Source organism: Streptomyces caelestis (assembly GCF_001279005.1).
Lineage (GTDB): Bacteria > Actinomycetota > Actinomycetes > Streptomycetales > Streptomycetaceae > Streptomyces > Streptomyces heliomycini.
Map to the genome: position 1 here is coordinate 44682 of NZ_LGCN01000199.1, position 25000 is coordinate 69681.

Consider the following 25000-nt stretch of genomic DNA (forward strand, 5'->3'; position numbering starts at 1 on the left):
GATGTACCGAGTTGCTAATGTCGGAAAGCGTCGATGCCGACGCCGACGAACAGACGAGGCGATGGACCGAGGACCGGCCGTGCGGGCCGTGCTGCCGCGCCGGAAAGGGGACGGCACGATGACCACGCCGCTGTACCAGCTGAAAGCCGAGTTCTTCAAGACCCTGGGCCACCCCGCCCGCATCCGCGTGCTGGAACTGCTCAGCGAGCGCGAGCACGCGGTGGGGGAGATGCTGCCCGAGGTGGGCATCGAGCCGGCTCACCTCTCGCAGCAGCTGGCGGTGCTGCGGCGGGCGAACCTGGTGGTCGGCCGCAAGGAGGGCTCGACCGTGTACTACTCGCTGACCAGTCCGCACGTGGCGGAGCTGCTGCGGGTGGCGCGCACCATCCTGTCCGGCGTGCTCGCCGGGCAGGCCGAGCTGCTCGCCGACCTCCAGGCCGCACAGGGCGAGCCGAAACCGCTGCCGTAGACACGGCAGTGGTCCCGGCCCGAGGGCCGGGACCACGAGGGCCGTCGTGCGCCGGACGGCGCCGGGACGACGGGAGGGGCGGGGCGTCGCCCCGCGGCGGTCAGACCTCGCCGCGCCAGGCGCCCGTCTCCAGGCCTCGCCGCTCGATGAACTCCTTGAACCGCTTCAGGTCACCGCCGACCTGCCGCTTGACGAAGCCGAGCTTGTCGCCCGCGTTCTCGGCCACGCCCTGCGGGTCGAAGTCCATCTGCAGCATCACCTTGGTGGTGGTGTCCCGCACGCGGTGGAACGTGACCACGCCGGCCTGCCTCGCCTCGCCGCCGACCGTGGTCCAGGCGACGCGCTCGTCCGGGATCTGCTCGGTGATCTCGGCGTCGAACTCCCGCTCCACGCCACCGACCCTGGTCACCCAGTGGGTCAGCGTGCCGTCGCGCTGCTCGACGCGCTCCACGCCGCCCATGAACTCCGGGAAGCTCTCGAACTGGGTCCACTGGTTGTAGGCGGTGCGGACGGGGACGTCGACCTCGATGGATTCCTCTACCTGCGACATGCGCCGGCTACCTCGCTTTCCGATGGGGAACGGAGGTACGGGTACCTGTTTCCCCGTCGGGCAATCCTGACGACCCGTCACACCGGCCGCCGAGGGGTCACGCCTCCTCGCGGCGGCAGTGCAGGAAGAGCTGCGGCTCCGGCCGGGCGTCGGGGTGGGCCGGGGTGAACAGGACGCTCTCCCGCGACTCCACCGTCAGGCCCGCCGCGCGCACGAGGGCGACGACGTCCTCGGCCGCGAAGCTGGTGACGCGCACGTCCTGCCCCATGAAGACGCCGTCGAACTCCTCGACGTCCAGCGGCACGGTGGCCAGCGCCAGCAGCCCGCCCGGCCGCAGCGCCCGCGCCAGCCGGCGCACCAGCTCCGACTGCTCCGCACGGGACATCTGCAGCAGCGCGAAGTACACGCAGACCGCGTCGAGCGAAGCCTCCTCGAGCGGCGTCCGGCGGATGTCGGCACACCGGAACTCGGCCTTCGGGACCTGCCGGGAGGCGATCTCCACCATCACCGGGGACACGTCGACGCCCAGCACCCGGTGACCCGCCCCGGCGAGCGCGGCGGCCGTGGGCCGGCCCGTCCCGCTGCCCACGTCCAGCACCCTGCTGCCGGGCGCCAGTCCTTCGAGCAGCCGCTCCAGCGACGCCCGGTGCGCCGGGGAGGAGGCGAACGCCTTCTCGTACTCGCCGCCCAGCGCGTCGAACACCGCCGCCGCCGGTGACCCGTGATCCTCGCCGACCAAGACACACCCCGTCTCCGCGTACCGATGCCGGGCATCGTGCCATCCCCGTCCCGCCGTCACAACGGGGCACCGCCCGTGGCGGCTCGCGGACACGCGGACCGGCACGGCAGGGTCGGGGTGCGCCGACCCTGCCGATCGTCCACCGCACGCCCTCGCCGAACTGCCGGGCGATGTTCGAGGCCGTCCTCTCCGGCGCGGGCGCCCCCGGGATCGAGGGCGCCCGGGTGGTGCGGCGGGCGGCGCTGTCCGCCACCGCCGCCGACGTCCTGGACGCCGACGGCTGCCTCCTCGGCACCCCGGCGAACCTCGGCTGCGTGTCGGGGGCGCTCATGTACTTCCTCGACCAGGTGTACCACCCGTGCCCGGACACCACCCGGGGCCGGCCCTTCGGGTACCACGTGCACGGCGGGAACGACGTCACGGGCGCGGTGCGGGGCATCGAGTCGATCACGACGGGACCCGGCCGGCGTCGCGCCGCCGACGGCGTGACCGTCACCGGCGAGCCGGACCGGGCCGCCGTCGAGCGGTGCCGGGAGCCGGGCGCCACGGTCGCCGCGGGCCCGATGGACCGAGCCGCGCCGCGGGCGCCGTCAGGTCTCGTTCATGCGCCGCCGGTCCTGCTCGTCCCAGGCCCGGGTGTCGCGCGGCTGCGTGTACGGCTCCGCCTCGGGCGGATGGCCCCCGGCGATGGCCCGCTGCCGGGCGATCTCCGCGTCGAACTCCAGACCCAGCAGAATGGCCAGGTTGGAGATCCACAGCCAGATCAGGAACACGATGACACCGGCCATCGTGCCGTAGGTCTTGTTGTACGAGCCGAAGTTCGCGACGTAGAGGGCGAACCCGGCGGATGCGGCCAGCCAGATCACCAGCGCCAGGAAACTGCCCGGGGTGATCCACCTGAAGCCCCTGACCTTGGCGTTCGGAGCCGCCCAGTACAGCAGTGCGATCATCATCGTGACCAGCAGGACCAGCACCGGCCACTTGGCGATCGACCACGCGGTCAGCGCGGTGTCGCCCAGCCCGAGCAGGTCGCCCGCCTGACGGGCGAGGCCGCCGGTGAACACCACGATCAGCGCACTGACCACGGCCATCACCATCAGCGCGACCGTCACCCCGACCCGTACCGGCAGCACCTTCCAGACCGGCCGCCCCTCGGGAATGTCGTAGACCGCGTTCGAGGAGCGCATGAAGGCCGCCACGTAACCCGACGCCGACCAGATGGCCAGCAGCAGACTGACGATCGCCACGACCGAGCCGATGCCCGCCCGGCCCTGCAGCTGCTCCACCGCCTGGGTCATGATGTCGCGGGCCGCGCCCGGGGCGGTGAGCTCCTGGAGGTTCTCCACCACCTTGTCCGTGGTCGACCTGCCGGTGAGGCCCAGGATCGACACCAGGGCCAGCAGCGCCGGGAAGAGCGACAGCACACCGTAGTACGTCAGCGCCGCGGCCCGGTCGGTGAGTTCGTCGTCCTTGAACTCGCGCAGACTGCCCTTCAGCGCCGCGCCCCAGGCCCCTTTCGGCAGCTTGGTCGGCGTGTCCGGCGCCGCCCGCTCCACCGCGTCGCTGGGTCCGGGGTCGTCCGCCGTCGCGTCGCTCCCGTGACCCGGACGGGACTCGTCCGTCGCGCTCTCGTCGGCCTGTGGGGCGTTCCGTCCCGGGATATGCAGCTTCATGCGTCCCGGGTATCCAGGGACCGGCCGGCTAAGCCCGGAGCCAGGGCCCCGGCCTGGCCGGAAAGGGGTTGTGGGAGCGCTCCCAGATGGGCAGGATGCCAGGCATGACCGAGTCCCCCAGGATCCGCCCGTACCGCCGTGAGGACCGGCCGGCCCTCGACGACATCTGCATCCGCACCGCGCACAACGGCCAGGACAGCCGCCCCCACTACGCCGACCCCGGGGTCTTCCCCGACACCTTCGCGGCGCCCTACGTCCATCTGGAGCCGGAGCTGGCCTTCGTCCTGGACGACGGCCGGGGCCGGGCGGTCGGCTACATCGTCGGCACCGCCGACACCGTCCGCTTCGCCGGGACCTTTCGGGCCGCGTGGCTGCCCCTGGTCGCCGACCGCCACCCCGAGCCGTCCGGCCCGCCGGCCACCCCGGACGAGGCGATCGCCCGGCTCCTGCACCACCCCGAGCGGATGATCGTCCCGGAGCTGGCCGCCTGGCCGGCCCACCTGCACATCGACCTGCTGCCCGAGTGGCAGGGGCGCGGCTACGGCCGGCAGCTGATGCGGACCTTCCTCGGGGCCCTGCGGGACGGGGGAGTGCCGTCCGTCCACCTCGTCATGGCGACGGCCAACAAGCCCGCCCGGGCCTTCTACGACCGTATGGGCTTCGAGGAGATCGACGTCCCGATGGACGACTCGGTCGTCTGCCTCGGCCGTACGACGCACGATCTCGACGGGCTCTGACGGTCCCGCGCCCGCGCCCGCGCCCGCTCCCGTCGAACGCGTCGAACGCGCCATGGCCGGAACGGAAGTGGCGTGAATGCGCGTTGCGGCTCCGCTCCGGGGGGCGCAGCCTGTGCACTGGGAGCGCTCCCACGGCGGCCGTGGGGGCACTCCCGCACCCCCACGACCCCCACAGTGGAGAGAAGGAGCCCATGACTTGTCATGGCCATGAAAAATTACCGTTCCGCTCCCGTCTGCCGCTCGCGCTGAGCGTCGTCGTCGCCGCGCTGCTCTGTCTGATTCCCTGGAGCGGTACCGCCGTCGCCCACGGCTCGGTGGTCGATCCCGCCTCCCGCAACTACGGCTGCTGGCTGCGCTGGGGAAGCGACTTCCAGAACCCGGCGATGGCCCAGCAGGACCCGATGTGCTGGAAGGCGTGGCAGTACGACCCCAACGCCATGTGGAACTGGAACGGTCTCTACCGTAACGGCTCCGCCGGCAACTTCCAGGCCGTGGTCCCCGACGGCCAGTTGTGCAGTGGCGGGCGCACCGAGGGCGGGCGCTACAACTCCCTGGACACGGCGGGCGCCTGGAAGACGACGAACGTGAACGCCGACTTCACCGTCAAGCTGCACGACCAGGCCGGCCACGGCGCGGACTACATCCTCGTGTACGTCACCCGGCAGGGCTTCGACCCCGCCACCCAGCAGCTGCGCTGGGACGACCTCCGGCTGGTGGCCCGCACCGGCTCGTACGCGCCCGGCCAGAACTACTCGATCCCGGTGAGCACGTCCGGCCTCAGCGGCCGCCACGTCGTCTACACGATCTGGCAGGCCTCGCACATGGACCAGACGTACTTCCTGTGCAGTGACGTGAACTTCGTCTGATCCACCGGCCCTTCACCGCTCTTATCCCCGACTCCCGGCCGGACCGAGCGAGTTCGGCGGGGAGCCGGTGTGCGCGGGACCGGGGTCCTCCGGGGCTCCGCGAGGAAACCGTGACTCCTTTGAACATCCTGTGGTCCGCCTGCGTATGGGGCGTGGGAATCCTCTGCCCACCCCCCGCAACAGAAGCGTAGGAGTACTGCTTTGGCACGCAACACACGCAGACGTCCCAAACAGCGCGCGACCCTCGCCGCATTCGCCTTGATCCTGGGCGGCGGCGGGATGATGGCGGCCAACGTCTACGCTTCCGCGACGGAGGAGGGCGGGCAGGGCGACGGCCGGGTGCAGGTCCTCTCGGGCGCCACGATCGACTGCCCGGACGTGGCCACCGCGCTGACGTCGGTGCCGGAGCAGGCGCGGACGGAGGTGGACAAGGAACTCGCCGGCCTGGACGCGCAGATCGCGGAAGCCTACAAGCGGCTCGGGGAGTCGGCCGAGGCCCTCCGCCAGGACCCCGGCTTCGCGGAGAACGCGATAGCCGGGCCGCTCGAGGAGAAGCGTTCCGCGGCCCTCGCCCGCATCGCGACCGCCATCGAGCGGGTCGGCGAGCGGCCCGAGGGCCTCGAGGAACTCGCCGACTGCGCCGTGCGCGAGTCCGGCAACGCCCCCGCGCAGCCGGACGCCGGGCAGGACGGCGGCGGGGAGGGCGAGCAGGCGGGTGACGGAGGCGACGGCCGGGACCAGCAGGGTCAGGAAGGTCAGCAGGGCCAGGACCAGGGCGGAAACGGCGGTCAGGCAGGCAACGGGCCCGTCGCCGGCGACTACGTCGACATCGAGAGCGTCCAGCCCGATGTCTCCGAGCCGGAGCGGACGGGGAACGCCTCCCGCGGCACCTTCGTCAGCGAGTGCGGCGTCAACGAGAACGGCCTGTTCAACTCGGACAACGTGATCGCCGCACCGGGAGTCGGCAACGGCGCGCACCACTTCCACGACTACATCGGCAACCAGGCCACCAACGCCTTCTCCAGCGACGAGGAACTGGCGGCGGCGGACACCAGCTGCGTGGACCAGGGCGACAAGTCGTCGTACTACTGGCCCGTGCTGCGCCTGCAGAACGGCGCCCGGGAGCGGGACGCCGACGCGCCGGGCGGCGGCATCGAGGGCAACGTCGGGGAGATCGTCACGCCCAAGGAGGTCACGCTGACCTTCGTGGGCAACCCGCGGGGCGAGGTCACGGCCATGCCGCGGCTGCTGCGCATCATCACCGGCGACGCCAAGTCGTTCGTCAACGGCCCCGCCAACGCCAACGCCTCCTGGAGCTGCACCGGGTTCGAGGACCGGCAGCTGACGGACAAGTACCCGCTGTGCCCGCAGGGCAGCGACGTGGTGCGCAGCTTCGACTTCCAGAGCTGCTGGGACGGCCGCAACACCGACAGCGCCAACCACCGTACGCACATGGCGTTCGCGGACGAGGCCGGCAACTGTCCCTCCGGCTTCAAGCCGGTGCCGCAGCTGGTGCAGCGCATCGTCTACGACGTCGACGCGCCGAGCCTCGACGACGGGGGCAGGACGACCCCGCTGTTCGCGGTGGACTCCTTCCCGGAGCAGCTGCACAAGCCGATCACGGACCACGGCGACTTCATCAACGTCTTCGACGAGGACCTGATGAACGAGGTCGTCGACTGCATCAACGAGGGCCGCACCTGCGGTGCGGACGGCGGCAACGGCGGTGACGGCGGTAACGGCGACGGCGACGGCGGCGGCGGTGAGCCGGGCGAGGAGCCGCAGCAGCCGGAGGAGCCCACGGCCACACCCGACGACCCGGGCCGGAACGACGGCGGCGACAAGGGCGACGGCGGCGACCGGAACGACGGCGGCGGCAAGGGCGACGACCCGGGCCGGAACGACGGTGGCGGCAAGGGCGACGGCGGCGACCGGAACGACGGCGCGCAGGAGCAGCCGTCGGAGGCCCCGGCCACCGAGCAGCCCGATGTCAAGGCCTCGACCCCGGCCGGGAACGGCGACGGCGCCGGCGCCGGTGACCAGGACGGCGACAAGGGCGGCCGGGACGACGGCGGCCGGGCGGCCCAGGCCGCCGAAGTGCCCGGCAGCCTCCCCGAACTCGGCGCCGAGGACCGGTCCCAGGCGCAGGGCGGGACCGGAAGCCTCGCCGAGACCGGGGCCCAGCTCTGGCCGGCCGCGCTGGGCGGAGTACTGGTGATCTTCGGATTCTTCGTCCTGCGGAGCGTGCGGCGCGGGGCCTGACCCTCCTCCGCGGCACATCGACGACGGCAGGACCCCTCAAGGGTCCTGCCGTCCCGCGTTCCCCTCCCCCTCCGCGTCGACGCGCGGCACGACCCGGGCCCGGGCATCTCGACCACGACGTCGTCGCTGACGGCGAACGCCGCGCACACGCTCACCACGAGGAGACGTCGGCCCGCTCGGGCAGAACACGGGGCCGGCGCAGTCGTACGGGCACGCGCAGCGCGCCGGACCCCAGGACGACCCCGGCGCCGACCAGGGCGCTGCCCACGGCCTGCGCGGCGCCGTAGGACCCGGTGCCGACGAGTGGCGCGGTGCACGCCGCCGCCACCGGGATCAGACCGGAGAACAGGGTGGCCCGCTCGGCGCCGATCCGCTGCATGCCCATGTACCAGCACACGAAGCCGATGACGGTGACCACCACCGCCTGCCACAGCAGTGCCGTCGCCTCGACCCCGCCCGGGCGGCGCAGCCACGCGGACCCGTCGAGCAGCAGCCCGGCCGCCGCCGACTCGACCGCGGCGACGCCGCACACCGCGGCGGACAGCAGACGGGGGCCCAGGGGCCGCAGCACGGGCACGGCCAGGACGGCGAACCCGACCTCCCCGACCAGCGCGCACAGCGAGAAGGCGAGGCCCGCCCCGTCCGTACGCCCCCAGCCCTGCACACTGAAGGCGCCGACGGCCACCGCCGACGCCCCGTACAGCACCGCGCGCCTCGGCCGTCGGCCGTCCATCAGGGGGACGAGGACGGCGACCACCACGGGCGCGCAGCCCACGAGGACGCCGGGCACCGCCGGCTCCGCGGTCCGCTCCGCGGCCAGGACGGCCAGGTTGAACCCGACCATGCCGACCGCGGCGAGCAGCGCCAGCCGGGCCCACCCGCGGGGCGGGAGCGACCGCAGCCTCGCGGCGGCGCCCCGGCCGGCCAGGGGGACCAGCAGCAGACAGGCCAGCGCGTACCGCAGGAACTGACCGCCCGCGTACGGGTAGTCGCCGAGGACGCTGTTGGCGGTGAAGGAGCCTCCGACGAGGACACAGGCGAGCGCGGCGAGCAGGGACCCGCGCGTGGTGACGGTGTTCATGGCACCGACGCTAGGAGGGACGGCGGCCCGCCGAGAGGTCCACTTCCGCCCCGTCATCGGGGACCAATCCGGCCGGGAGGCCACTCCTGCGCGGAAACCACCGCCTCCGGGCCCGCCGCGAAGGCGCGCCCGCGGCGGGCCGGCGGCAGCACCGTCCTCCTGCTCCGCGCCACCCGCGCACCGCCCGGCCGAGGACCGGCGGTCAGCGGTCGGGCCGCCGGTCGTACGCCGTCAGCAGCAACGCCACGTCGTCCGGGCGTTCCTCGGTCCGGCGGGCCGTTCCGACCAGCCGGTCGGCGAGCTCCTCCACCGAGTCGGTGCGGCTGCGCGCCAGACGGCGCCGGACCACCTCGATGCCCGTCTCGATGTCACCGCCGGGCGTCTCGACGAGCCCGTCCGTGTACAGCGCGAGGACGCTGCCGGGAGCCAGGGTGAGCGCCGTGACCGGGTAGACGGCCTCCGGCTGCACCCCGAGCAGTACGCCACCGGGCAGGTCCAGGCTCTCCGTGTGCCCGTCGGGGTGGCGCAGCAGGGGCGGGGGGTGGCCCGCCCGGACGGCCAGGGCACGGCCGGTGGCCGGGTCGAGCTCGACGTAGCAGCAGGTGGCGAAGAGGTCCGTCTCCAGCTCCGCCAGCAGCCGGTTGGTGTGGGTGATGACCTCCTGCGGCGGCCGGCCGCTGGCGGCGAAGGCGTGCACCGCGCTGCGCAGCTGCCCCATGACGGCGGCGGCGCCGACGCTGTGCCCCTCGACGTCGCCGATGACCAGCGCCACCCCCCGTCCCGTCCTGATCACGTCGTACCAGTCGCCCCCGATGGCCATGCCCTGGGTGCCCGGCAGGTAGCGGCCGGTGCTGAGCAGCCCGTCGATGGCGGGCAGCCGGTGCGGCAGCAGCCCCTCCTGCAGCCCCCGCGCCACGGCGGACTCGGCGTCGTACAGCCGGGCCCGCTCCATCGCCTGCGCGGTCAGACCGCCCAGCGCGGTCAGCGCGGTGCGTTCCTCGGGAGTGAACCGGTGCGGCGCGTTCCAGCCGAGGATGCAGGAGCCGACCGGATGGCCGGAGGCGATCAGCGGCAGGAACGCCCAGGCGCTCATCGTGTCCAACAGGAGCTGGGGGTAGGCGTTGACCAGTGCCTCCGGCGACTCGAAGAAGAGCGGGAGCCGGGTGGTCAGGGCGTGCACGCCGGGCAGGTTCGCGGTGAGCGGCACGCCCTCGAACCCGTCGAGGAAGTGCTCCGGATAACCGGACTCCCACAGCAGGTGCATCCGGCTGTCGCGGATCGTGTACAGGGCGATCTCCTGCGCGCCGAACGCGGGCAGCAGCTGCTCGGCGACGGCCAGGCAGACGTCCCTGACGGTGACGGCCTCGGTCAGCACACTGGCCATCTGCACCACGTGGTAGAGCGCTCCCGCGCGGGCCGTCCCGACCAGCTCCGGCGTCGCCGCGGTGTCCGGGCCGGGCGGCGCCAGGGACCGGCCCGGCTCGGCCCCGGCGGGAGCGCTGGTGAGGAAGACGCGGCCGGTCAGCCCGTGCACCCCGGGATAGAGCACGAACCCCAGCCAGACGCCGTCCGGGGCGTGCACCAGGTACGACACCGGCTCCTGCGACAGCATCGCGGCCCGGTAGCGGTCCTCGTAGGCCGGATCGCGCAGCCAGGGGAGCACGTCCCACGGGTAGTGGCCGAGCATGTGGTCCAGGTCGCAGCCCAGCAGTTCCTGGCAGCGGCGGTTGGCGTAGATGATCCGGCCGTCCTGGTCCAGGGAGAACACCCCGTCGGGCAGCCGCTCGGCGGCCTCCGCCGCGGTGACCCCGCCGGCCGCGTCGACGAGGGCGCCCACCAGCAGCCGGGCGATCCCCTCCACCCGTACGACGTGGCCCCACAGTTCGACCGGCCGGTAGCGGATCCGCCCGTCGTCCCCGGCCTCCTCCAGCACCCTGAAGTGCCGGCCCCTGATCTGCCCGGTGTCCGCCGCCTCCCGCCGGCCCGCCCGCAGTTCGTACAGGTCGTCGGGGGACACCCGGTCCTCGACCTCCGCCATGGTGCCGCCGAACTCCTCCCGGGCGACGCCCAGCAGGGACAGCGCGTCGTCGTCCCCGGACCACCGGTCGCCGTCCAGGTCCCACTCGACCATGCCGACCGACACGGCCCCGAGCGAGGGGGCGGGCAGCTTCACACCGACCGGCTGGTCGTCGTAGTCGATGCCGTACGCCACGGCGTCCGCGCCCTCCCGGCCGGGCATCCGGCGGGCGAACCCGGTGAGGCGCTCCTCCATGTCCCGCCCCGCGGCGCGCAGCGCCGCCCGCACCGCCCGCTCGTCCATCGGCTCCCGGGCGGCCGACCGCAGGACGGACAGGACGCCCACGGGTTCGCCGTCGACGTGCACCGGGTGGAAGGCGGAACCGAACGAGTACGGCAGCGCGGCGGTGAACTGCGGGAAGCGCAGCATCATGGCCCGCTCGTCCGGCAGCCACATGCTCTCGCTCCTGCGGTACGACTCGGACATGGGCAGCGCGCCGCCCACGGGCACCCGCCACCAGGTCTTCAGCAGCGACCGCGGGACGCCGGCCACCACGCACAGCACCAGCGAGCGCCGGTCCCGCGAGCGCAGGTACACCAGTCCGCCGTATCCGCCGATGTCCTGGACCGCCGCCACCACGGGCTCCGCGAGCGCGTCCTCGATCCGGGCCGCCGGATGCGGCGTCCGGAGCCCGTCCGCGCCCGCGCCCTCCCCGGCGCCGCGGCCGGGCACGTCCGCCGGCCGCTCCCGGCGCGGTGCGGCGGCTGCGTCATCCATGTCGCGTCCTCCCGGTGCGGACGCACGGGACATCCGTTCGTTCCCCCTCAGGATGTGCCATGCCGGACGGTCCGGCGCGGCGGAGCCGCAACCTTCGGGGTATCCCGGTCGTCTCACCCGATACCAGAAGGATGCGAGCCCAGGGGGCTGAAAATGCTACAAAAGAGAATGGTCTGTGCGACTCTCGTGCTCGTGGGCGCCACGCTGACCACGGCGGCCGCCCCGGCCGTCGCCGCCCCGGCGACGGCGGCGACGGCCACGGCGTGTCCGACCGGCTGGGGCAGCCTGCCCGAGTCCGGCCCCGGCAGCACGGCCACGCCGGTACGGGACGTCAGGACCGGACGGCACGACTGCTACGACCGCATGGTCGTCGATCTGCCCGGCGCCACGAGCGGCGGCCTCGGCTACTCCGTCCGGTACGTCGACCGCATCCGCCAGGACGGATCGGGCCGGCCCGTCCCCGTCTCCGGCGGCGCCGTCCTGGAGGTGCGGGTGGCCGCGCCCGCGTACGACCCCGAGAGCGGCGAGCCCGCCTACCCCGCACGCGCCGGAGGCCCGCTGCCGGGCGTCGACCTCACCGGGTACCGCACGTTCAGGGACGCCCGGTTCGCCGGCAGCTTCGAGGGCGAGACCCAGATCGGGCTCGGCACGCGGGCGCGGCTGCCGTTCCGGGTGCTGCGGCTCGACGGCCACCTCGTGATCGACGTCGCCCACGGCTGGACCGGCGACCGCTGAGCGACCGCCGGGCGGTCACCGCTCCAGGACGCCCGTCTCGCAGACCCGGCGCGCCACCTCGCGCAGTTTGGTGTTGGTGCGCTGGGAGCGGGTGCGCAGGAGGTCGAAGGCCCGGTCCTCCGTCACCTGGTGGCGGCCCATCAGGATGCCCATCGCCTCGCCGATCAGATGCCGCGTGGCGATGGCGTCCTGCAACTGGGCGTCGGTCTTGGCGGTGGAGAAGGCGACCGCCGCGTGGGAGGCCAGCAGCCAGCCGGCCGTCTCGCTGTCCTCGGTGAACATGCCCGGCTTGTGGGAGTACATGTTGAGGGCGCCCAGCTCCTCCTCCCGGGTGTACAGCAGGAAGCCCATCATGCTGCCCACCCCGAGTTCCCGGCAGCGCGGCACGAAGGACGTCCAGCGTTCGGGGTCCGCGGTGAAGTCGGGGATGCGGAAGAGGCGTTCGGCCCGGTCGGGCCGGGCCGCGTCGAAGCAGGGCCCTTCGCGCAGGCGCCCCTGGAGACGGTCGCTGTCGACCACGAACTGCGCGGTCGGCGCCAGCGAACTCACCCGGTCCCCCCGCAGGACGAGGATCCCGGAGGCGTCGCAGCCGTCGACGAGCTCCACCGCTTTGCGCGTGATCTGCTCCAGGGTCGAGTCGAGGGTGTGCTCGGCCAGGAGGTCACGCGCCATGGAAGCCATCTGCCGCGCGAAGTTCCGCCAGTCCACCGTCCGCCTCCCAGGATGCCTTAGTCAGCACACACCGCCCCTACCCCGCACCGATGCGCGGCACGCCGGTGAACGGCCGGATCCGGGGCAGACGGCGTAGGCGATCTTCGGGAGCCCCGTGGACCCCGGGGCGCACGTCCTGCCGGCCGCGAGAGAGGAACACCAGGGTGACCATGCACCGGCGCCGTACGCGTCCGAGGCGCCGCGGGCGCCGCTTCGACCTGCGGGCGACGGCCATGTTCTTCGGCCTGCTCGCCACGGCCCTGATCGTCGCCGGCTTCGCGGTGCGCGCGCTGGCCGGAGTCGTGCAGCGGCGCCCGGTGTGGGCCGTCGTCCTGCTGTGCGTGGTCGTCGCCGTCCTGCTGGCCCACGGACGCCGACGGCGGCGGCTGTCCGCGGCGAGGATCGCCCGCCGGGCGGGCGAGGCCCTGGAACGGGGCACCTCGACGGCGCTCGACGCCCTGGACGACCCCGCCCCCTCCCCCCTCCGGCCCGTGATCCCCGCACCGGCCGGAGCGTACGACGACGTCCTCCCCACGGTCGTCGCGCCCGTCGCCCCGGGCGTCGCCCACGACGCCCTGAGCCCCGACGAGTTCGAGGCGGCGATAGCCGACCTGTGCGTACGGGACGGCTGCGCGCGGGTGGAGGTGGTCGGGGGAGCGGGGGACCTGGGCGCCGACGTGACGGCCCTGACCCCCGACGGCCGCCGTCTCGTCGTCCAGTGCAAGCGCTACGGCGAGGACAACAAGGTGGGCTCGCAGGACCTGCAGCGCTTCGGCGGCACCTGCTTCACCGTCCACGAGGCGGACGTCGCCCTCGTCGTCACCACCAGCGACTTCACCGCGCCGGCCGTCGAGTACGCCGAGCAGTGCGGCATCGTGTGCGTGAACCGCGACGCCCTGCTCGCCTGGAGCGAGGGGAGGGCGCCGGAACCCTGGGCGGTCGGCGTGGACGGGGCGCAGGCGTAGGCCCCGTTGTCAGTGCCGGATGCCATCCTGCCGGTATGGACGAACTGGAGTTCATGCGCGGCCGGGTCTACGGGGCGGACCACGACGACCCGGGCCCGCGCGACGGGCGGTCGTACGTGGAGCTGGCCGGGGGCCCGCTGGACGGTCTGCTGCTGGACGTCACCGACCGCGGCGAGACGGAGCTGAGGCACGGCGTCGGCCTGCCCACCGAGATAGGCCGTTACGGCACGGGCGGCCGCGCGGTGTACGTGCCCCGCGGCACCGACGCCCGGGTGTACGACTGGCGGGGCGACGTTCCCTAGCCGTCCGGCCGGGTACGGGGCAGGTGTGACCGTGGACGCCGACGGGTCGTCGGGGCGCGGCAGGAAGTGGGGCGAGCCATGGGACTGCTGACGGAAGGCGGCTCGGCGCTGCGCGACCGGATCGGCCGGGCGATCTTCTCCCGGGTCGCCGGCCCGGACGGCCCGGACAACCGCGCGCGCATCCACGACACGCCCGGCCCGCGCTGGTTCGGCCCCGACCGGCCGGTCAGGAGGGTGCACGGGGACGCGTCGATGTTCATCGGCGGACTGTCGGCCCTGCTGCTGCAGTCGCTGCACCCGCTGGCCATGGCCGCCGTCGCCGGGCACTCCGGGTTCCGCGGCGACCCCTGGGGACGCCTCCAGCGCACCAGCACCTTCCTCGCCACCACCACGTACGGCACCGCCGACAGCGCCCAGCAGGCCGTCGACCGGGTGCGGGCCGTCCACGAGACGGTGCGCGGCATTACCGCCGACGGCGAGGAGTACCGGGCGTCCGACCCCCGTCTGCTGTGCTGGGTGCACATCGCCGAGGTCGACATGTTCCTGCGCGCCCACCAGCGCTACGGCGCCCGTCCCCTGGACGACGAGGGCTGCGACGCGTACGTCGCCGACATGGCGCGCGTCGCCACCGCGCTCGGCGTGCCCGACCCGCCGGTCGACCGCGCCGGACTCGCCGAGCGGCTGGCCGCCTACCGCGCCGAGCTGCGCGCCACCCCCGAGGCGCGCTCCACCGCCCGCTTCCTGCTGCTCAACCCGCCCGTCCCGCTGCTCGCCCGGGTGCCGTACGGCGTCCTCGCCGCCAACGCGGTGTCCCTGCTGCCCGGCTGGGCCTCCCGCGCGCTGTGGCTGCCCCGTGTGCCCCCGGCCGAGGACGTCTGCGTACGCCCCCTGGGCACCGCGGTCACCTCGGCCATCCGCTGGGCCCTCGCCCCCACCCGCGACACGCCGGCCTGACACCGAGCGCACTCACCGCGCTCCCCCGTTCCCGCGGGCAGTCGTGCCGCTGGGGCGGCACGGGTGGGCGCGACGGCACCCCGCAAGCGCCGGGCCGCGTGACCCCGCCCCGGCCCGTACCGACGCGGGGCGCCTCGCAGGGCGTCGGGCTGCGCGGATCCCCTGCCCCGACGCGGGGCGCCCCGCACAGCACAATCCTCCCGCCCCGACACACAGGCGCCGGTTGATCCCGGTCAGAAGGGGCACTCAGTGCTGACGCCGACTGACGTCACGCACGGACACGGGAGGACGAAGTGGCGGTTCGCCATCATCTGATCAGGACGAGCCCGCAGTCCGTCTGGGCCGTCCTGGAGGACGGCACCCGGTACGCGGACTGGGTGGTGGGCACCTCCTCGTCGAAACCGGTGCGCGGCCACTGGCCGCAGCTCGGTTCGGCGATCGCCTACGAGGTGCGGTTCGGGCCCTTGAGCCTGTCCAACGAGACCGTCGTCCGGCGCTGCCTGCCGGGCGAGATGCTGGAGCTGGAGGCCAAGGCCGGCCCCCTCGGCACGGCCCGCATCGCCATCGAGGTGCGGCCCTGGGGCGACCACTGCCTGGTCATCGTGGACGAGCACCCGCTGAAGGGCGCCGGCGGCGCGGTGCACAACGTGGCCGTGGAGGCCCTGATTCAGATCCGCCACCGCACCATGCTCGCCAGGCTGGCGAAGATCTGCGAGGCCGATGCGGCCGAGACGGAGCGGAACCGGTCCCTCGGCCAGGTGGTGTCGCCGGTCCCCGGCGAGGGAGGCGCCCGTGCCTGACGCCGTGGTGATCGGGGCCGGTCCCAACGGGCTGGTCGCGGCCAACCTGCTCGCCGACGCCGGCTGGAGCGTCGAGGTGCTGGAGGAGCAGCCGGAGCCCGGCGGGGCCGTGCGCCACGACCGGGGCGTCGACCCCGGGTTCGTCAGCGACCTCTGCAGCTCCTTCTATCCGCTCGCCGCCGCCTCCCCGGTCGTCTCCGGGCTGCACCTGGAGCGTCACGGGCTGCGCTGGAGCCACGCCCCGCACGTGGTCGCGCATCCCCTGAGCGACGGCCGGTGCGCGGTCCTCGACCGCCGCGTCGACGTCACCGCCGACTCGCTGGAGGCCTTCGCGCCGGGCGACGGGGACGCCTGGCGCCGCCTGCACGCCATGTGGGAGGACCTCCGGCCGGATCTCCTGGACGCCTTGTTCACCCCCTTCCCGCCCGTCCGCTCCGGGATCCGGCTGGCCGTCAAGCTGCGCGGCACGGGCGGGCTGCGCATGGCGCGCACCCTGGTCCTGCCGGTGCGCCGGATGGCGGAGGAGGAGTTCCGGGGCGAGGGCGGAGGGCTGCTGCTGGCCGGGAACGCGCTCCACGCCGACCTGGCCCCGGAGGCCGCGGGCAGCGGCGGCTTCGGCTGGCTGATGTCGATGCTCGGACAGACGTACGGCTTCCCCGTGCCGGCCGGCGGCTCCGGGGCCCTCACCGAGGCCCTGGCACGCCGCCTCGAGACGCGCGGCGGGGTGCTGCGCTGCGGCAGGCGCGTCGACCGGATCCTCGTGCGCGACGGCCGGGCGGCGGGGGTGCGCACGGCCGACGGCGAGACGTTCGCGGCCGGCCGCGCCGTCCTCGCGGACGTGGCGGTGCCCGCCCTGTACCGCGAACTCCTCGGCCCCGAGGACGTTCCCGCCCAGCTCCAGTCCGACCTGCGGCGCTTCCAGTGGGACTTCGCCACCTTCAAGGTCGACTGGGCGCTGGACGGGCCGGTTCCCTGGCGGTGCGAGCAGGCCGCGGGCGCCGGCACCGTCCATCTCGCGGACGGCGTCGACGAACTCACCCGTTTCGCCGCCCAGCTCGCCACCGGCAGCGTCCCCGACCGCCCCTTCTGCCTGTTCGGCCAGATGACGACGTCGGACCCGTCCCGCTCCCCGCGGGGCACCGAGTCGGCGTGGGCGTACACCCACGTGCCCCACGACGTCACCGGCGACGCGGGCGAGGACGCGCTCACCGGCGCCTGGGGCGCCGAGGAGCAGGAACGCATGGCCGACCGCGTGGAGCGCCAGGTGGAACGCTTCGCGCCCGGCTTCCGGTCCCGGATCAGGGCCCGGCGGATCCTCGCCCCGCCCACCCTGCAGTCCCTCGACCGGAACCTGCACGGCGGCGCCATCAACGGCGGTACCGCCGCCATGCACCAGCAGCTGTTCTTCCGCCCCGTCCCCGGCACCGGGCGTCCCGAGACGTCCGTCAAGGGCCTGTACCTGGCGTCCGCCGGCGCCCACCCGGGCGGCGGCGTGCACGGCGCGCCGGGCGCCAACGCCGCACGCGCCGCGCTGCGCCGCTCCCTCGCACCGGGCCTGGCCGGGGCGCAGCGGCTGCTGGCCCGCCGCGACCGCACCGGCCGCCGACAACCCGGCAAGGGCGGGAACGGCGGTGGATGACCGGTGCGCACGACCCCATCGACCACGAACCACGGAGACGGGACGATGATCCGACACGACGACGGACCCGACCTCGCCCATCGGCGCCCCGAGGGCGTGAGCGACGAGATGGTGGAGGCGCTCGGCTCGCTGTCGAAGGCGCTGGAGACGACCGAGCGGGCCCGCGGCCACCTCTACAGCTTCCACCAGCTCACCGGCACCGCCGATCTCGAACTCGACCGGGCGGTCGAACTGCTGCGCAAGGCGGGGCACCCGGACTGGGCGGAGACGGTGCGGACCCAGGTGCTGGGCCGCAACGTGATCCCCGGGCACTGGACGTTCCAGATCGTGGAGGCCTACGACGCCACGTACCACCGCCCGTTCAAGGAGATCGAACAGGCCGCCGTCGAGGAACTGGCCGAGGGCCGGGACCACCTCTACGAGGCGGAGATGAAGGAGGCCCGCCGGACCGCCGGCCACCCCGACCACACGGCCCGCCCCGACAGCGGCCCGCCGTCCGGCGCGGGGGGCGGCCGATGAGCGGCGGCCCGCTGCGCGACCGCACCGTCGTGGTCACGGGCGCCGCGCGCGGGGTCGGCGCCGCCCTGGCCCGCGACCTCGCCGGGCGCGGCGCCCGGATCGCGCTGCTCGGTCACGAGAGGTCCGGACTGGAAGCGGTGGCGGAGAGCCTGCCCACCCGGGCCTGGGTGTGCGAGCTCGACATCACCGACGAGGCCGCGCTGGAACGGGCCGCCGGACGGGTCGGGGAACGCCTCGGCGTCCCCTCCGCCGTGGTGGCCTGCGCCGGTGTCGCGGAGGGCGGCCCGTTCGTCACCTCGGACCCGGCCCTGTGGCGCCGCGTGATCGACGTCAACCTGACGGGCAGCGCGGCCACGGCCCGCGCCTTCCTGCCGGATCTGCTGGCGACGAAGGGCTACTACCTCCAGGTCGCCTCGCTGGCCTCGATCGGCGCCGCCCCGATGATGAGCGCCTACTGCGCCTCCAAGGCGGGTGTGGAGGCCTTCGCCCACTCCCTGCGCGCCGAGGTGGCGCACCACGGCGTCGCCGTCGGCATCGGTTACCTCAACTGGACCGACACCGACATGATCCGCGACGCGGACCGTCATCCCGTGCTGCGGGAGCTGCGCGGCCACATGCCGCCGCCGGCCCGGCGCCTGTACCCGGCGGACCAGGTCGCCGCCCGGCTCGGAGCCGCGGTGGAACACCGCAGCAGGGCCGTCTACGTGCCCCGTTGGCTGCGTCTGGCGCAGGCGGCGCGGGCCGCGCTGCCCCCGGTCGTGCTGCGGGTGGCCCGCCGGGAACTGGCCCGGCTGGAGGCCGAGGAACCGCTGCGGCACACCGGGCTCCTCGGGGCCGGCGGCGAGGCCGACCGGGCCGCGGGCCGAACGCGCCCGTGACCCGGTCGGGCCGGCCGGGTCAGCCCGGGAAGCGCCCCGTGGAGCGCAGCGCCCAGCGACGTTCCGCGTAGGCCAGGTCGTCGCGCCACAGCCGCCCGGCGGCGGCCCGCACCAGCGGGCGCAGCAGGGGCGCGGCGCCGCGCGCCAGCGCGAAACCCGGACGGTCGGACCCGGCCACCACCGCCTCGACGACCGCCGTGCGGGGCCGCCCCCGGTCGTCCGTGCCCAGGGGAGTGGCGTGGGACTCGACCACGGAGCCGGCCCCCTCGCCCTCCGTGATGCGCATGACGACCGTGCGCGGCTCGGGCGCGGTGAACTCGGCCCGCACCGGCACCACCAGGCGTCCCGCCACCTTGAAGGACACGTCCACGGTGAAGGCGTCCCCGCTCCCGTCCGAGCCGTCCGGCGCGCCGGCCACGGTGAGGTCGACGAACGAGTAGGGGTGGAACCAGGCCCCGTGCCAGGGATCGAGCCGGTTGGCCACGACGTCCTCGGGTTCACAGGTGCCCACCCCGGTGTACACGGCCGTCAGGGCCCGGTCCGGCCGCACCGGCACCACCGGCGCGTCCAGCGGCGCCTCGCCGCCCACCGCGTCCAGGCGGATCCACAGCAGTACGCCGTCGTCGTGCACCGGGAACGGCTCCCACCCCGCGAAGGGACCGCCGTCCAGGGCCAGTCCGTGCCAGTGGCACACCAGCGTCCCGCAGCGGACGGGACTGTCCCGCAGCGGCGCGCCCAGGTGCGGGCAGATCCCGGGCCCGGCCACCGGGCGGCCCCGGGCGTCCCGCCAGAGCACCACCTCCTGTCCCGCCACGGTCCGCGCCAGCGGACGGCCGGCGCGCAGGTCACGGGAGGCGCCCACCACGTACCAGTTGCCGGACGGACGCGCCTGGGCCCGTTTCAGCGCCCCGGAGATGACGGCCGGCCGCGCCTCGCGCCAGGTGGGACGCTGCCGGTCCCACGGCACCGCACGCCTGCGCAGGGACAGCGGCAGACGCCGGCGCCCGCCCGCGGGTCCGGTGCTCATGCGACCTCCTCGGAGACGGCCGGGTACGGATCGAGCGGACGGGTGTCCGGGGGCCCGTCGCCGCCACGGGCGCGCAGCCGGGCCGCGACCACCCGGGCGAGCCCGTCGGCGGCGACCGCGGCGCGCCGCCGGCGGGGGACCACCGCCCGGCGGTGCAGTACCGACCAGTCGCCTTGGGCCACGGCGTCCAGGATGCCGCCGTACAGCACGAACGCGGTACGGATGCACGGCCGGGACACCGGTTCCAGCATCGCGAGCCCCGGTGCGGCCTCCCGGTACACGCCCCGGGTCAGCGCCTCGAACTCCCTCAGCGCCGAGGTGACGCGCGGGTCGCGGCGGCCCGTGTCCCGGCTCCAGCGCAGCAGCGCCCGGTCGGCGCCGTGCGCGGCGAGCAGGTCCGCGGGCAGGTAGACGCGTCCCCGGTCGAGGTCCTCGCCCACGTCGCGCAGGAAGTTGGTCAGCTGGAAGGCCACCCCGAGCGCGGCCGCGTGCGGCTCGGCCGCCGCGCGCGGGACGACCGTGCCGAGGACCGGCAGCATCTGCAGCCCGATGACCGCGGCGGAGCCGTGCATGTACCGGCGCAGCTCCGCGTAGTCGGCGTAGTCGGTCACCACCAGGTCGGCACGCATGGCGGCCATGAAGTCGGCGAAATGGGCGTGGTCGATGCCGTAGCGGCGTGCCGTGTCGGCGAGGGCCCGCACCACCGGTTCGGCGCTGTCGCCGTCCCGCAGGCCCTGGTCCAGTTCGCGTGCGAGCGCGGACAGTTCGGCGTCCCGGCGCGCGGTGTCCGCGCCGGTGCCCAGCGCGTCGACGATGTCGTCGGCCCAGCGGGCGAAGCCGTACAGGGCGTGCACGGCGGGGCGCCGCTCGACGGGCAGCAACCGGGTGGCGAGGAAGTACGTCCTGCCGTGCCGGGCGTTGAGCGACCGGCAGCGGCGGTAGGCCTCGCGCAGCGCCGGGTCGCCGACGCCCGCCGCGTCCAGTTCACGGTCGGTCATGCGGAAGCCTCCTGCGTCGCGGTGAGGGGGACACGCGGTCGCCTCGGACCGCCGGTGATCCGTGCCGCGGCCAGCTTCCCGGACAGCAGCACGGTCGGAACGCCGACGCCGGGGGTGGTGCCGCAGCCGGCCAGCACGGCGTTCCCGGTGCCGCGCACCAGGTTGCGGGGGCGGAACGGCCCCGTCTGGGCGAAGGTGTGGGCCGCGGAGAACGGAGTACCGGCCGCGTGGCCCTGCGCGTGCCAGCTCGCGGGCGTGACCACGCACTCCGCCTCGACGGCGGCCCCCAGGCCGGCCAGGCCGCGCCGTTCGAGTTCCCGCAGCAGGTCGTCCCGGTAGCGGGGGGTCAGGTCCGTCCAGGCGGCGGTGTCCGGGCCGATGTCGGTGTTGGGGCACGGGGCGAGGACGTAGTGCAGATGGCGTCCCGGCGGGGCGAGGGACGGGTCGGTGGCGGTGGGCCGCGTGATGAGCAGCGAGGGATCGCTCATCAGCCGGCCGTCGCGGGTGAGTTCGCCGAACGTGTCGCGCCAGGCGGCGCCGAAGGAGATGGTGTGGTGGGCGAGCTGCGGCCAGGTCCGGTCGGTGCCGAGGTGCAGCACGACCGCGGACGGGGAGTGCCGCAGCCGTACGGGGCGACGCGGCGAGCGGCCCAGGAGCCGGTAGGCGACGGGAAGGTCGGGGGTCAGGACGACCGCGTCGCAGGGGATCCGGCCCTGGTCGGTGATGACGGCGGTGACCCGGTCGCCGGAGCGCTCCAGCCGGCTCACCTCGTGGCCGAACCGCAGGTCGGCGCCCGCGTCGGCGGCGGCGTCCGCCATGGCACGCGGCAGCGCGTGCATCCCGCCGCGCGGGAAGTACACCCCGGCGACGGTGTCCATGTAGGCGATGACGGCGTAGGCGGCCAGGGCCCTGGCCGGCGGGACGCCCGCGTACAGGGCCTGGAAGGAGAAGACACGGCGCAGCCGCTCGTCCCGCAGGAACCGCCCGATGCGCGCGTCCAGCCGCCCGAAACCGCCCAGCGCCGCCAGCCGGGCCAGGTCGGCGTTGAGCAGGCCCAACGGGGAGTCGAAGTTGGCGTCGATGAAACGGCGCATCTGCGCCCGGTACAGCCGCTCCAGCCAGTCGCGCAGCCGCAGGTACCCCGCGGCCTCCCGGGCGCCGGCGAACCGCTGGACCTCCGCGGCCATCGCGTCGGCCTCCGTGTGCACGTCGAGGCCGCTGCCGTCGGCGAAGCGGGCCCGGTACGCCGGGTGCAGCGGGACCAGCTCCACACGCTCGCGCAGACTGTCGCCGACGGCGGCGAACGGCTCGTCGGCCAGGTCGGGCATGGTCAGCACGGTGGGCCCGGTGTCGATCCGGTAGCCGTCGAGGTCCAGGCGCCCGGCCCGCCCGCCCGGCAGCGCGTCCCGTTCGACGACGGTGACCCGCCGGCCCGCGCCCAGCAGGTGCAGCGCAGCCGACAGCCCGGCCAGCCCGGCCCCCACGACGACGACGTGGTCCGTACGGCCCGTCACGGTGCGGATCACCGGCCGGCCTCCCGGCCGCCGGCCGCCCGTGCGGGTTCCGGCCGGGCGCCGCGGGCGTGCGCGTCCCGTACGGGGCCCTCACCCGCCGCGGAGGCCAGCAGCAGCCGCAGCCGCTCCCCGCCGTGCGGATCGAGGAGGGCGCCGTCGACGTGCCGCAGCCCCTGGGCCACCAGACGGTCGATCATCGCCTCGACCGCGGCCCGCGCCCCGGTACCGGCCAGAACCTCCCGCACCTCCTCCAGTCCCTCCCCGGTGAGCGCCTCGTGGCCGAGCGAGCGCTCGAGCACGTCCAGGGCGCGGTGGTCGCCGGCGGCCGCAGCACGCGCGTGGGCGAGCGCGACCAGACAGGTCGGCTTCCCCTCGCGGATGTCCCCGCCCGCCGGTTTGCCGGTGTACCGGGGATCGCCGAACACGTCGCTGAGGTCGTCGCGGAGCTGGAACGCCGTGCCCACACAGCGCCCGGCCGCGCAGAGGGCCGCCGTGGTGCCGTCGTCCGCACCCGCGAGCGCCGCCCCGAGGGCGATCGGCCGTTCGACCGAGTACAGGGCGCTCTTGAGGCGTGCGGTGCGCAGCGCGCGCGGCAGGGACCGCGACCCGGTCGCCTGCCCGTGCAGGTCCAGGTACTGGCCGGCCACCATCTCCGTGCGCATGTCGCTCCAGAGCCGCCGCACCGTCCGCGCGGCGCCGCCCTCCAGCGGGACCTCGGCCAGGAGGTCGTCCGCCCAGGCGAGCGCCAGGTCGCCGGTGAGGACGGCGGTCCCGCCGCCCAGGCGCTCGGCGCGCCCGGCCGGCGCCGCGTCCGCGTACTGGGCGGCGACGTCGACGTGGACGGCGGGCCGCGCACGGCGCAGCACGGAGCCGTCCATCACGTCGTCGTGGACGAGCGCACAGGTCTGCAGCAGTTCGAGCGCCGCGCCGATCCGCAGGGCCGCCGCGACCGGGGCGGCGCTCTCCCCGCCACAGGCGCGCAGCGTCCACCACAGGAAACGCGAGCGGGTGCGCTTGCCGCCCGCCCGGGTGAAGTGCGCGACGCGTCCGGCCACGTCGTCGCCGAACAGGGGGTCCAGGTCGCGCGCGCGGTCCACCCGGTCGGCCAGCACGTGGTCGAGCACGCGTCCGACCGCACCGGCCACGTCCCGGTCCACGGCGGACGCGTCCTCGTGCCACGGCGGGCGCGCCGTGCGCGGCCCGCCGTCCACGTCGACGTCGTCGGGCCGGGCGCGTGGCGACGCCGGGCCTCCGACGAGCCGAGGCCTCGCCGTGTCGTGATCCTCCGCCTGCGTAGGGCCCATCCCGGTTCCTCTCGTCCTGAACGCCGATCGTCGCGTGCCCGAGGTCCTTCCGCTCGCGGGCCACGCGCGGATGCGGTACGAGCCGGAACGGTCCGACGAACTGCCGCCGCATGCCTTCCCCCTGCGCGCCCGGTCTCACCGGTGGCGGTTCGTCACACGTTCGAGTGACCTGAATCCGATCGGGCACACAAGCAGGAATGCTGACGAGGCGCGTGTGCCGAGGAGCGGAAGGAGAGTGCCGTCGTGCTGGACGCCGAGGTGGCGATCGTCGGGGCGGGCGCCGCCGGACTCTCCCTGGCCCACCGTCTGTCGCGGACCGCGCCGGATTCGCGGGCTCCGGCGGTCGTCCTGGTGGACGCCCCGCCCGGCCCGCTGCGGCCCCCGCGCCGCACGTGGTGCTACTGGGAAGCGGGCGCGGGCCGCTTCGACGCCGCCGTCACGGCGACCTGGCGGCACCTGCGGGTGCGTCCCCCCGCCGGCCCCGCGCTCGACGGGGACATCGCCCCGCTGCGCTACAAGATGATCCGGTCCGACGACTTCGAGCGGCTGGTCGACCACGACCTGGCCGCCGCCCCGGCCGTACGCCGTCTGGAGGCGACCGTCGAGGCCGTGGAGGACGTGTCCGGGGGAGCACTCGTCCACTTGGGGGACGGTGACGGCCGGACACGCGCCCTGCGGGCCCGCTGGGTGTTCGACTCACGCCCCCCGGGCAGCCTGCCGGCCGCCCGCACCACGCTGCTGCAGCACTTCCACGGCTGGTTCGTGCGCACCGCCCGCCCGGTCTTCGACGGCCGGACCGCGGAGCTGATGGACTTCCGCACCCCCCAGCCCGCCGACGGACTGTCCTTCGGCTACGTCCTGCCCGTCGGCCGCCGCGACGCGCTGGTGGAGTACACCGAGTTCTCCCGGCGCCCCCTCACCGCCGACGGCTACGAGTCGGCGATGAGGCAGTACACCGAGGAGGTGCTCCGGCTGGGGGAACTGCGGATCCTGTCCACCGAGACGGGCGTCATCCCGATGACCGACGCCGCGATCCCCCGTCAGGTCGGCGCCTCCGTCTTCCGCATCGGCGCGGCGGGCGGCGCCACCCGCCCCTCGACGGGTTACACCTTCGCCGGGATCCAGCGCCAGACCGGCGCCGTCGCCGCCGCCCTGCGCCGGGGCCGCACCCCCGTGCCGCCCCCCGCCCACTCCGCCCGCTCCCGGGCCATGGACGCCGTCCTGCTGCGTGCCCTGGACAGCGGCCGGGCCGACGGACCCGCGCTGTTCTCCCACCTCTTCGCCCACGTGCCCATGCGGCGGCTGCTGCGCTTCCTGGACGGCCGCACCCGGCTCCACGAGGATCTCGCCATCGGTCTGCACGCCCCGATCGGCCCCATGCTCCGCTCGGCGCTGGACCTGCCCACACTGCCCCGCCGCCCGTTCGACGGCCCCTGACCCCCACCGCCCGCACCCGCCCCGACCCTTCTGTCCCGGGAGACCG

23 protein-coding genes and 1 pseudogene are annotated in these 25000 nt (G+C 74.8%); 14 read left to right on the top strand and 10 right to left on the bottom strand.

Features of this window, described 5'->3' with window-relative positions; genetic code table 11:
• Positions 1-118 precede the first annotated feature (118 nt).
• Positions 119-469: an ArsR/SmtB family transcription factor gene (locus tag ADK41_RS20245; protein ID WP_030833130.1), complete on the top strand. Its 351-nt coding sequence runs from the start codon at positions 119-121 to the stop codon at positions 467-469.
• 100 nt (positions 470-569) lie between these two features.
• Here ADK41_RS20245 and ADK41_RS20250 read toward each other — a convergent pair whose 3' ends face one another.
• Together ADK41_RS20250 and ADK41_RS20255 are read right to left on the bottom strand one after the other, a co-directional pair.
• The gene (locus ADK41_RS20250; RefSeq protein ID WP_030833133.1) at positions 570-1019 is read right to left on the bottom strand and encodes an SRPBCC family protein; all 450 of its coding nucleotides are present in this window, start codon (positions 1017-1019) and stop codon (positions 570-572) included.
• Between the two features lie 97 nt (positions 1020-1116).
• A complete protein-coding gene (locus ADK41_RS20255; RefSeq protein ID WP_030833135.1) occupies positions 1117-1758 on the bottom strand; it encodes a class I SAM-dependent methyltransferase in 642 nt (213 codons plus the stop codon).
• Positions 1759-1928: 170 nt separating this feature from the next.
• On the opposite strand from ADK41_RS20255, the pseudogene ADK41_RS43320 reads away from it, so the two are divergent.
• Positions 1929-2324 (top strand): annotated as a pseudogene (locus ADK41_RS43320) (flavodoxin family protein); the annotation flags it as partial.
• A gap of 24 nt (positions 2325-2348) precedes the next feature.
• On the opposite strand, the gene ADK41_RS20260 reads toward ADK41_RS43320, so the two are convergent.
• A complete protein-coding gene (locus ADK41_RS20260) occupies positions 2349-3431 on the bottom strand; it encodes a YihY/virulence factor BrkB family protein (protein WP_030833137.1) in 1083 nt (360 codons plus the stop codon).
• A gap of 104 nt (positions 3432-3535) precedes the next feature.
• Here ADK41_RS20260 and ADK41_RS20265 point away from each other — a divergent pair, with 104 nt between their 5' ends.
• From ADK41_RS20265 to ADK41_RS20275, 3 genes are all read left to right on the top strand, one after another.
• The gene (locus ADK41_RS20265) at positions 3536-4168 is read left to right on the top strand and encodes a GNAT family N-acetyltransferase (protein ID WP_030833139.1); all 633 of its coding nucleotides are present in this window, start codon (positions 3536-3538) and stop codon (positions 4166-4168) included.
• A 191-nt stretch (positions 4169-4359) separates the two neighbouring features.
• The gene (locus ADK41_RS20270; protein ID WP_030833141.1) at positions 4360-5034 is read left to right on the top strand and encodes a lytic polysaccharide monooxygenase auxiliary activity family 9 protein; all 675 of its coding nucleotides are present in this window, start codon (positions 4360-4362) and stop codon (positions 5032-5034) included.
• Between the two features lie 279 nt (positions 5035-5313).
• Positions 5314-7296: a DUF1996 domain-containing protein gene (locus ADK41_RS20275; protein WP_106979555.1), complete on the top strand. Its 1983-nt coding sequence runs from the start codon at positions 5314-5316 to the stop codon at positions 7294-7296.
• A 151-nt stretch (positions 7297-7447) separates the two neighbouring features.
• On the opposite strand, the gene ADK41_RS20280 is transcribed toward ADK41_RS20275, so the two are convergent.
• Complete coding sequence (locus ADK41_RS20280) at positions 7448-8377, bottom strand: DMT family transporter (protein WP_037804999.1); 930 nt, start codon at positions 8375-8377, stop codon at positions 7448-7450.
• A 202-nt stretch (positions 8378-8579) separates the two neighbouring features.
• Positions 8580-11171, bottom strand: a complete 2592-nt coding sequence (locus ADK41_RS20285) for a SpoIIE family protein phosphatase (protein ID WP_030833150.1) — start codon at positions 11169-11171, stop codon at positions 8580-8582.
• A gap of 153 nt (positions 11172-11324) precedes the next feature.
• Here ADK41_RS20285 and ADK41_RS20290 point away from each other — a divergent pair, with 153 nt between their 5' ends.
• Complete coding sequence (locus ADK41_RS20290) at positions 11325-11906, top strand: AMIN-like domain-containing (lipo)protein (protein WP_030833153.1); 582 nt, start codon at positions 11325-11327, stop codon at positions 11904-11906.
• Positions 11907-11921: 15 nt separating this feature from the next.
• Here the strand turns inward: ADK41_RS20290 and ADK41_RS20295 are convergent, their stop codons facing one another.
• Positions 11922-12587, bottom strand: a complete 666-nt coding sequence (locus ADK41_RS20295; protein ID WP_051843472.1) for a GAF and ANTAR domain-containing protein — start codon at positions 12585-12587, stop codon at positions 11922-11924.
• Positions 12588-12781: 194 nt separating this feature from the next.
• On the opposite strand from ADK41_RS20295, the gene ADK41_RS20300 reads away from it, so the two are divergent.
• The 7 genes from ADK41_RS20300 to ADK41_RS20330 all read left to right on the top strand — a co-directional run bounded on the left by ADK41_RS20300 (position 12782) and on the right by ADK41_RS20330 (position 18674).
• Complete coding sequence (locus ADK41_RS20300) at positions 12782-13582, top strand: restriction endonuclease (RefSeq protein WP_037805002.1); 801 nt, start codon at positions 12782-12784, stop codon at positions 13580-13582.
• A 35-nt stretch (positions 13583-13617) separates the two neighbouring features.
• A complete protein-coding gene (locus tag ADK41_RS20305) occupies positions 13618-13884 on the top strand; it encodes a hypothetical protein (RefSeq protein ID WP_030833159.1) in 267 nt (88 codons plus the stop codon).
• 78 nt (positions 13885-13962) lie between these two features.
• Positions 13963-14838, top strand: a complete 876-nt coding sequence (locus tag ADK41_RS20310; RefSeq protein ID WP_030833161.1) for an oxygenase MpaB family protein — start codon at positions 13963-13965, stop codon at positions 14836-14838.
• A gap of 293 nt (positions 14839-15131) precedes the next feature.
• Positions 15132-15638, top strand: a complete 507-nt coding sequence (locus ADK41_RS20315; protein WP_030833163.1) for an SRPBCC family protein — start codon at positions 15132-15134, stop codon at positions 15636-15638.
• A complete protein-coding gene (locus tag ADK41_RS20320) occupies positions 15631-17277 on the top strand; it encodes a phytoene desaturase family protein (protein ID WP_030833166.1) in 1647 nt (548 codons plus the stop codon). The genes ADK41_RS20315 and ADK41_RS20320 overlap by 8 nt, the downstream gene beginning before the upstream one ends.
• 45 nt (positions 17278-17322) lie before the next feature.
• Entirely contained in the window at positions 17323-17796 is a 474-nt protein-coding gene (locus tag ADK41_RS20325) for a hypothetical protein (RefSeq protein WP_030833169.1), read from the top strand.
• Positions 17793-18674: an SDR family oxidoreductase gene (locus ADK41_RS20330; protein WP_030833172.1), complete on the top strand. Its 882-nt coding sequence runs from the start codon at positions 17793-17795 to the stop codon at positions 18672-18674. The genes ADK41_RS20325 and ADK41_RS20330 overlap by 4 nt, the downstream gene beginning before the upstream one ends.
• Before the next feature lie 19 nt (positions 18675-18693).
• On the opposite strand, the gene ADK41_RS20335 is transcribed toward ADK41_RS20330, so the two are convergent.
• From ADK41_RS20335 to ADK41_RS20350, 4 genes are read right to left on the bottom strand one after another with little or no spacing between them, the layout of a single operon-like run.
• Positions 18694-19701, bottom strand: a complete 1008-nt coding sequence (locus ADK41_RS20335; protein WP_030833175.1) for a DUF5914 domain-containing protein — start codon at positions 19699-19701, stop codon at positions 18694-18696.
• Positions 19698-20699: a phytoene/squalene synthase family protein gene (locus ADK41_RS20340; protein WP_030833178.1), complete on the bottom strand. Its 1002-nt coding sequence runs from the start codon at positions 20697-20699 to the stop codon at positions 19698-19700. The genes ADK41_RS20335 and ADK41_RS20340 overlap by 4 nt, the downstream gene beginning before the upstream one ends.
• Complete coding sequence (locus tag ADK41_RS20345) at positions 20696-22225, bottom strand: phytoene desaturase (RefSeq protein WP_030833181.1); 1530 nt, start codon at positions 22223-22225, stop codon at positions 20696-20698. The genes ADK41_RS20340 and ADK41_RS20345 overlap by 4 nt, the downstream gene beginning before the upstream one ends.
• Positions 22222-23517: a polyprenyl synthetase family protein gene (locus tag ADK41_RS20350; RefSeq protein ID WP_078662105.1), complete on the bottom strand. Its 1296-nt coding sequence runs from the start codon at positions 23515-23517 to the stop codon at positions 22222-22224. Before ADK41_RS20350 ends, ADK41_RS20345 begins: the two co-directional genes overlap by 4 nt.
• Before the next feature lie 243 nt (positions 23518-23760).
• On the opposite strand from ADK41_RS20350, the gene ADK41_RS20355 reads away from it, so the two are divergent.
• Positions 23761-24954 (top strand): lycopene cyclase family protein, encoded by a 1194-nt coding sequence (locus ADK41_RS20355; protein WP_030833187.1) that lies wholly within the window; start codon positions 23761-23763, stop codon positions 24952-24954.
• The last annotated feature ends 46 nt before the right edge of the window (positions 24955-25000 follow it).

Excerpts from the sequence above, each read along its gene's own strand:
- ADK41_RS20325 (WP_030833169.1), top strand. The coding sequence starts at position 17,323 with ATGATCCGACACGACGACGGACCCGACCTCGCCCATCGGCGCCCCGAG.
- ADK41_RS20295 (WP_051843472.1), bottom strand. The coding sequence starts at position 12,587 with ATGGCTTCCATGGCGCGTGACCTCCTGGCCGAGCACACCCTCGACTCG.
- ADK41_RS20335 (WP_030833175.1), bottom strand. The coding sequence starts at position 19,701 with ATGAGCACCGGACCCGCGGGCGGGCGCCGGCGTCTGCCGCTGTCCCTG.
- ADK41_RS20270 (WP_030833141.1), top strand. The coding sequence starts at position 4,360 with ATGACTTGTCATGGCCATGAAAAATTACCGTTCCGCTCCCGTCTGCCG.
- ADK41_RS20290 (WP_030833153.1), top strand. The coding sequence starts at position 11,325 with ATGCTACAAAAGAGAATGGTCTGTGCGACTCTCGTGCTCGTGGGCGCC.
- ADK41_RS20340 (WP_030833178.1), bottom strand. The coding sequence starts at position 20,699 with ATGACCGACCGTGAACTGGACGCGGCGGGCGTCGGCGACCCGGCGCTG.
- ADK41_RS20245 (WP_030833130.1), top strand. The coding sequence starts at position 119 with ATGACCACGCCGCTGTACCAGCTGAAAGCCGAGTTCTTCAAGACCCTG.
- ADK41_RS20265 (WP_030833139.1), top strand. The coding sequence starts at position 3,536 with ATGACCGAGTCCCCCAGGATCCGCCCGTACCGCCGTGAGGACCGGCCG.
- ADK41_RS20250 (WP_030833133.1), bottom strand. The coding sequence starts at position 1,019 with ATGTCGCAGGTAGAGGAATCCATCGAGGTCGACGTCCCCGTCCGCACC.
- ADK41_RS20350 (WP_078662105.1), bottom strand. The coding sequence starts at position 23,517 with ATGGGCCCTACGCAGGCGGAGGATCACGACACGGCGAGGCCTCGGCTC.
- ADK41_RS20275 (WP_106979555.1), top strand. The coding sequence starts at position 5,314 with ATGATGGCGGCCAACGTCTACGCTTCCGCGACGGAGGAGGGCGGGCAG.
- ADK41_RS20305 (WP_030833159.1), top strand. The coding sequence starts at position 13,618 with ATGGACGAACTGGAGTTCATGCGCGGCCGGGTCTACGGGGCGGACCAC.
- ADK41_RS20285 (WP_030833150.1), bottom strand. The coding sequence starts at position 11,171 with ATGGATGACGCAGCCGCCGCACCGCGCCGGGAGCGGCCGGCGGACGTG.
- ADK41_RS20280 (WP_037804999.1), bottom strand. The coding sequence starts at position 8,377 with ATGAACACCGTCACCACGCGCGGGTCCCTGCTCGCCGCGCTCGCCTGT.
- ADK41_RS20310 (WP_030833161.1), top strand. The coding sequence starts at position 13,963 with ATGGGACTGCTGACGGAAGGCGGCTCGGCGCTGCGCGACCGGATCGGC.
- ADK41_RS20330 (WP_030833172.1), top strand. The coding sequence starts at position 17,793 with ATGAGCGGCGGCCCGCTGCGCGACCGCACCGTCGTGGTCACGGGCGCC.
- ADK41_RS20260 (WP_030833137.1), bottom strand. The coding sequence starts at position 3,431 with ATGAAGCTGCATATCCCGGGACGGAACGCCCCACAGGCCGACGAGAGC.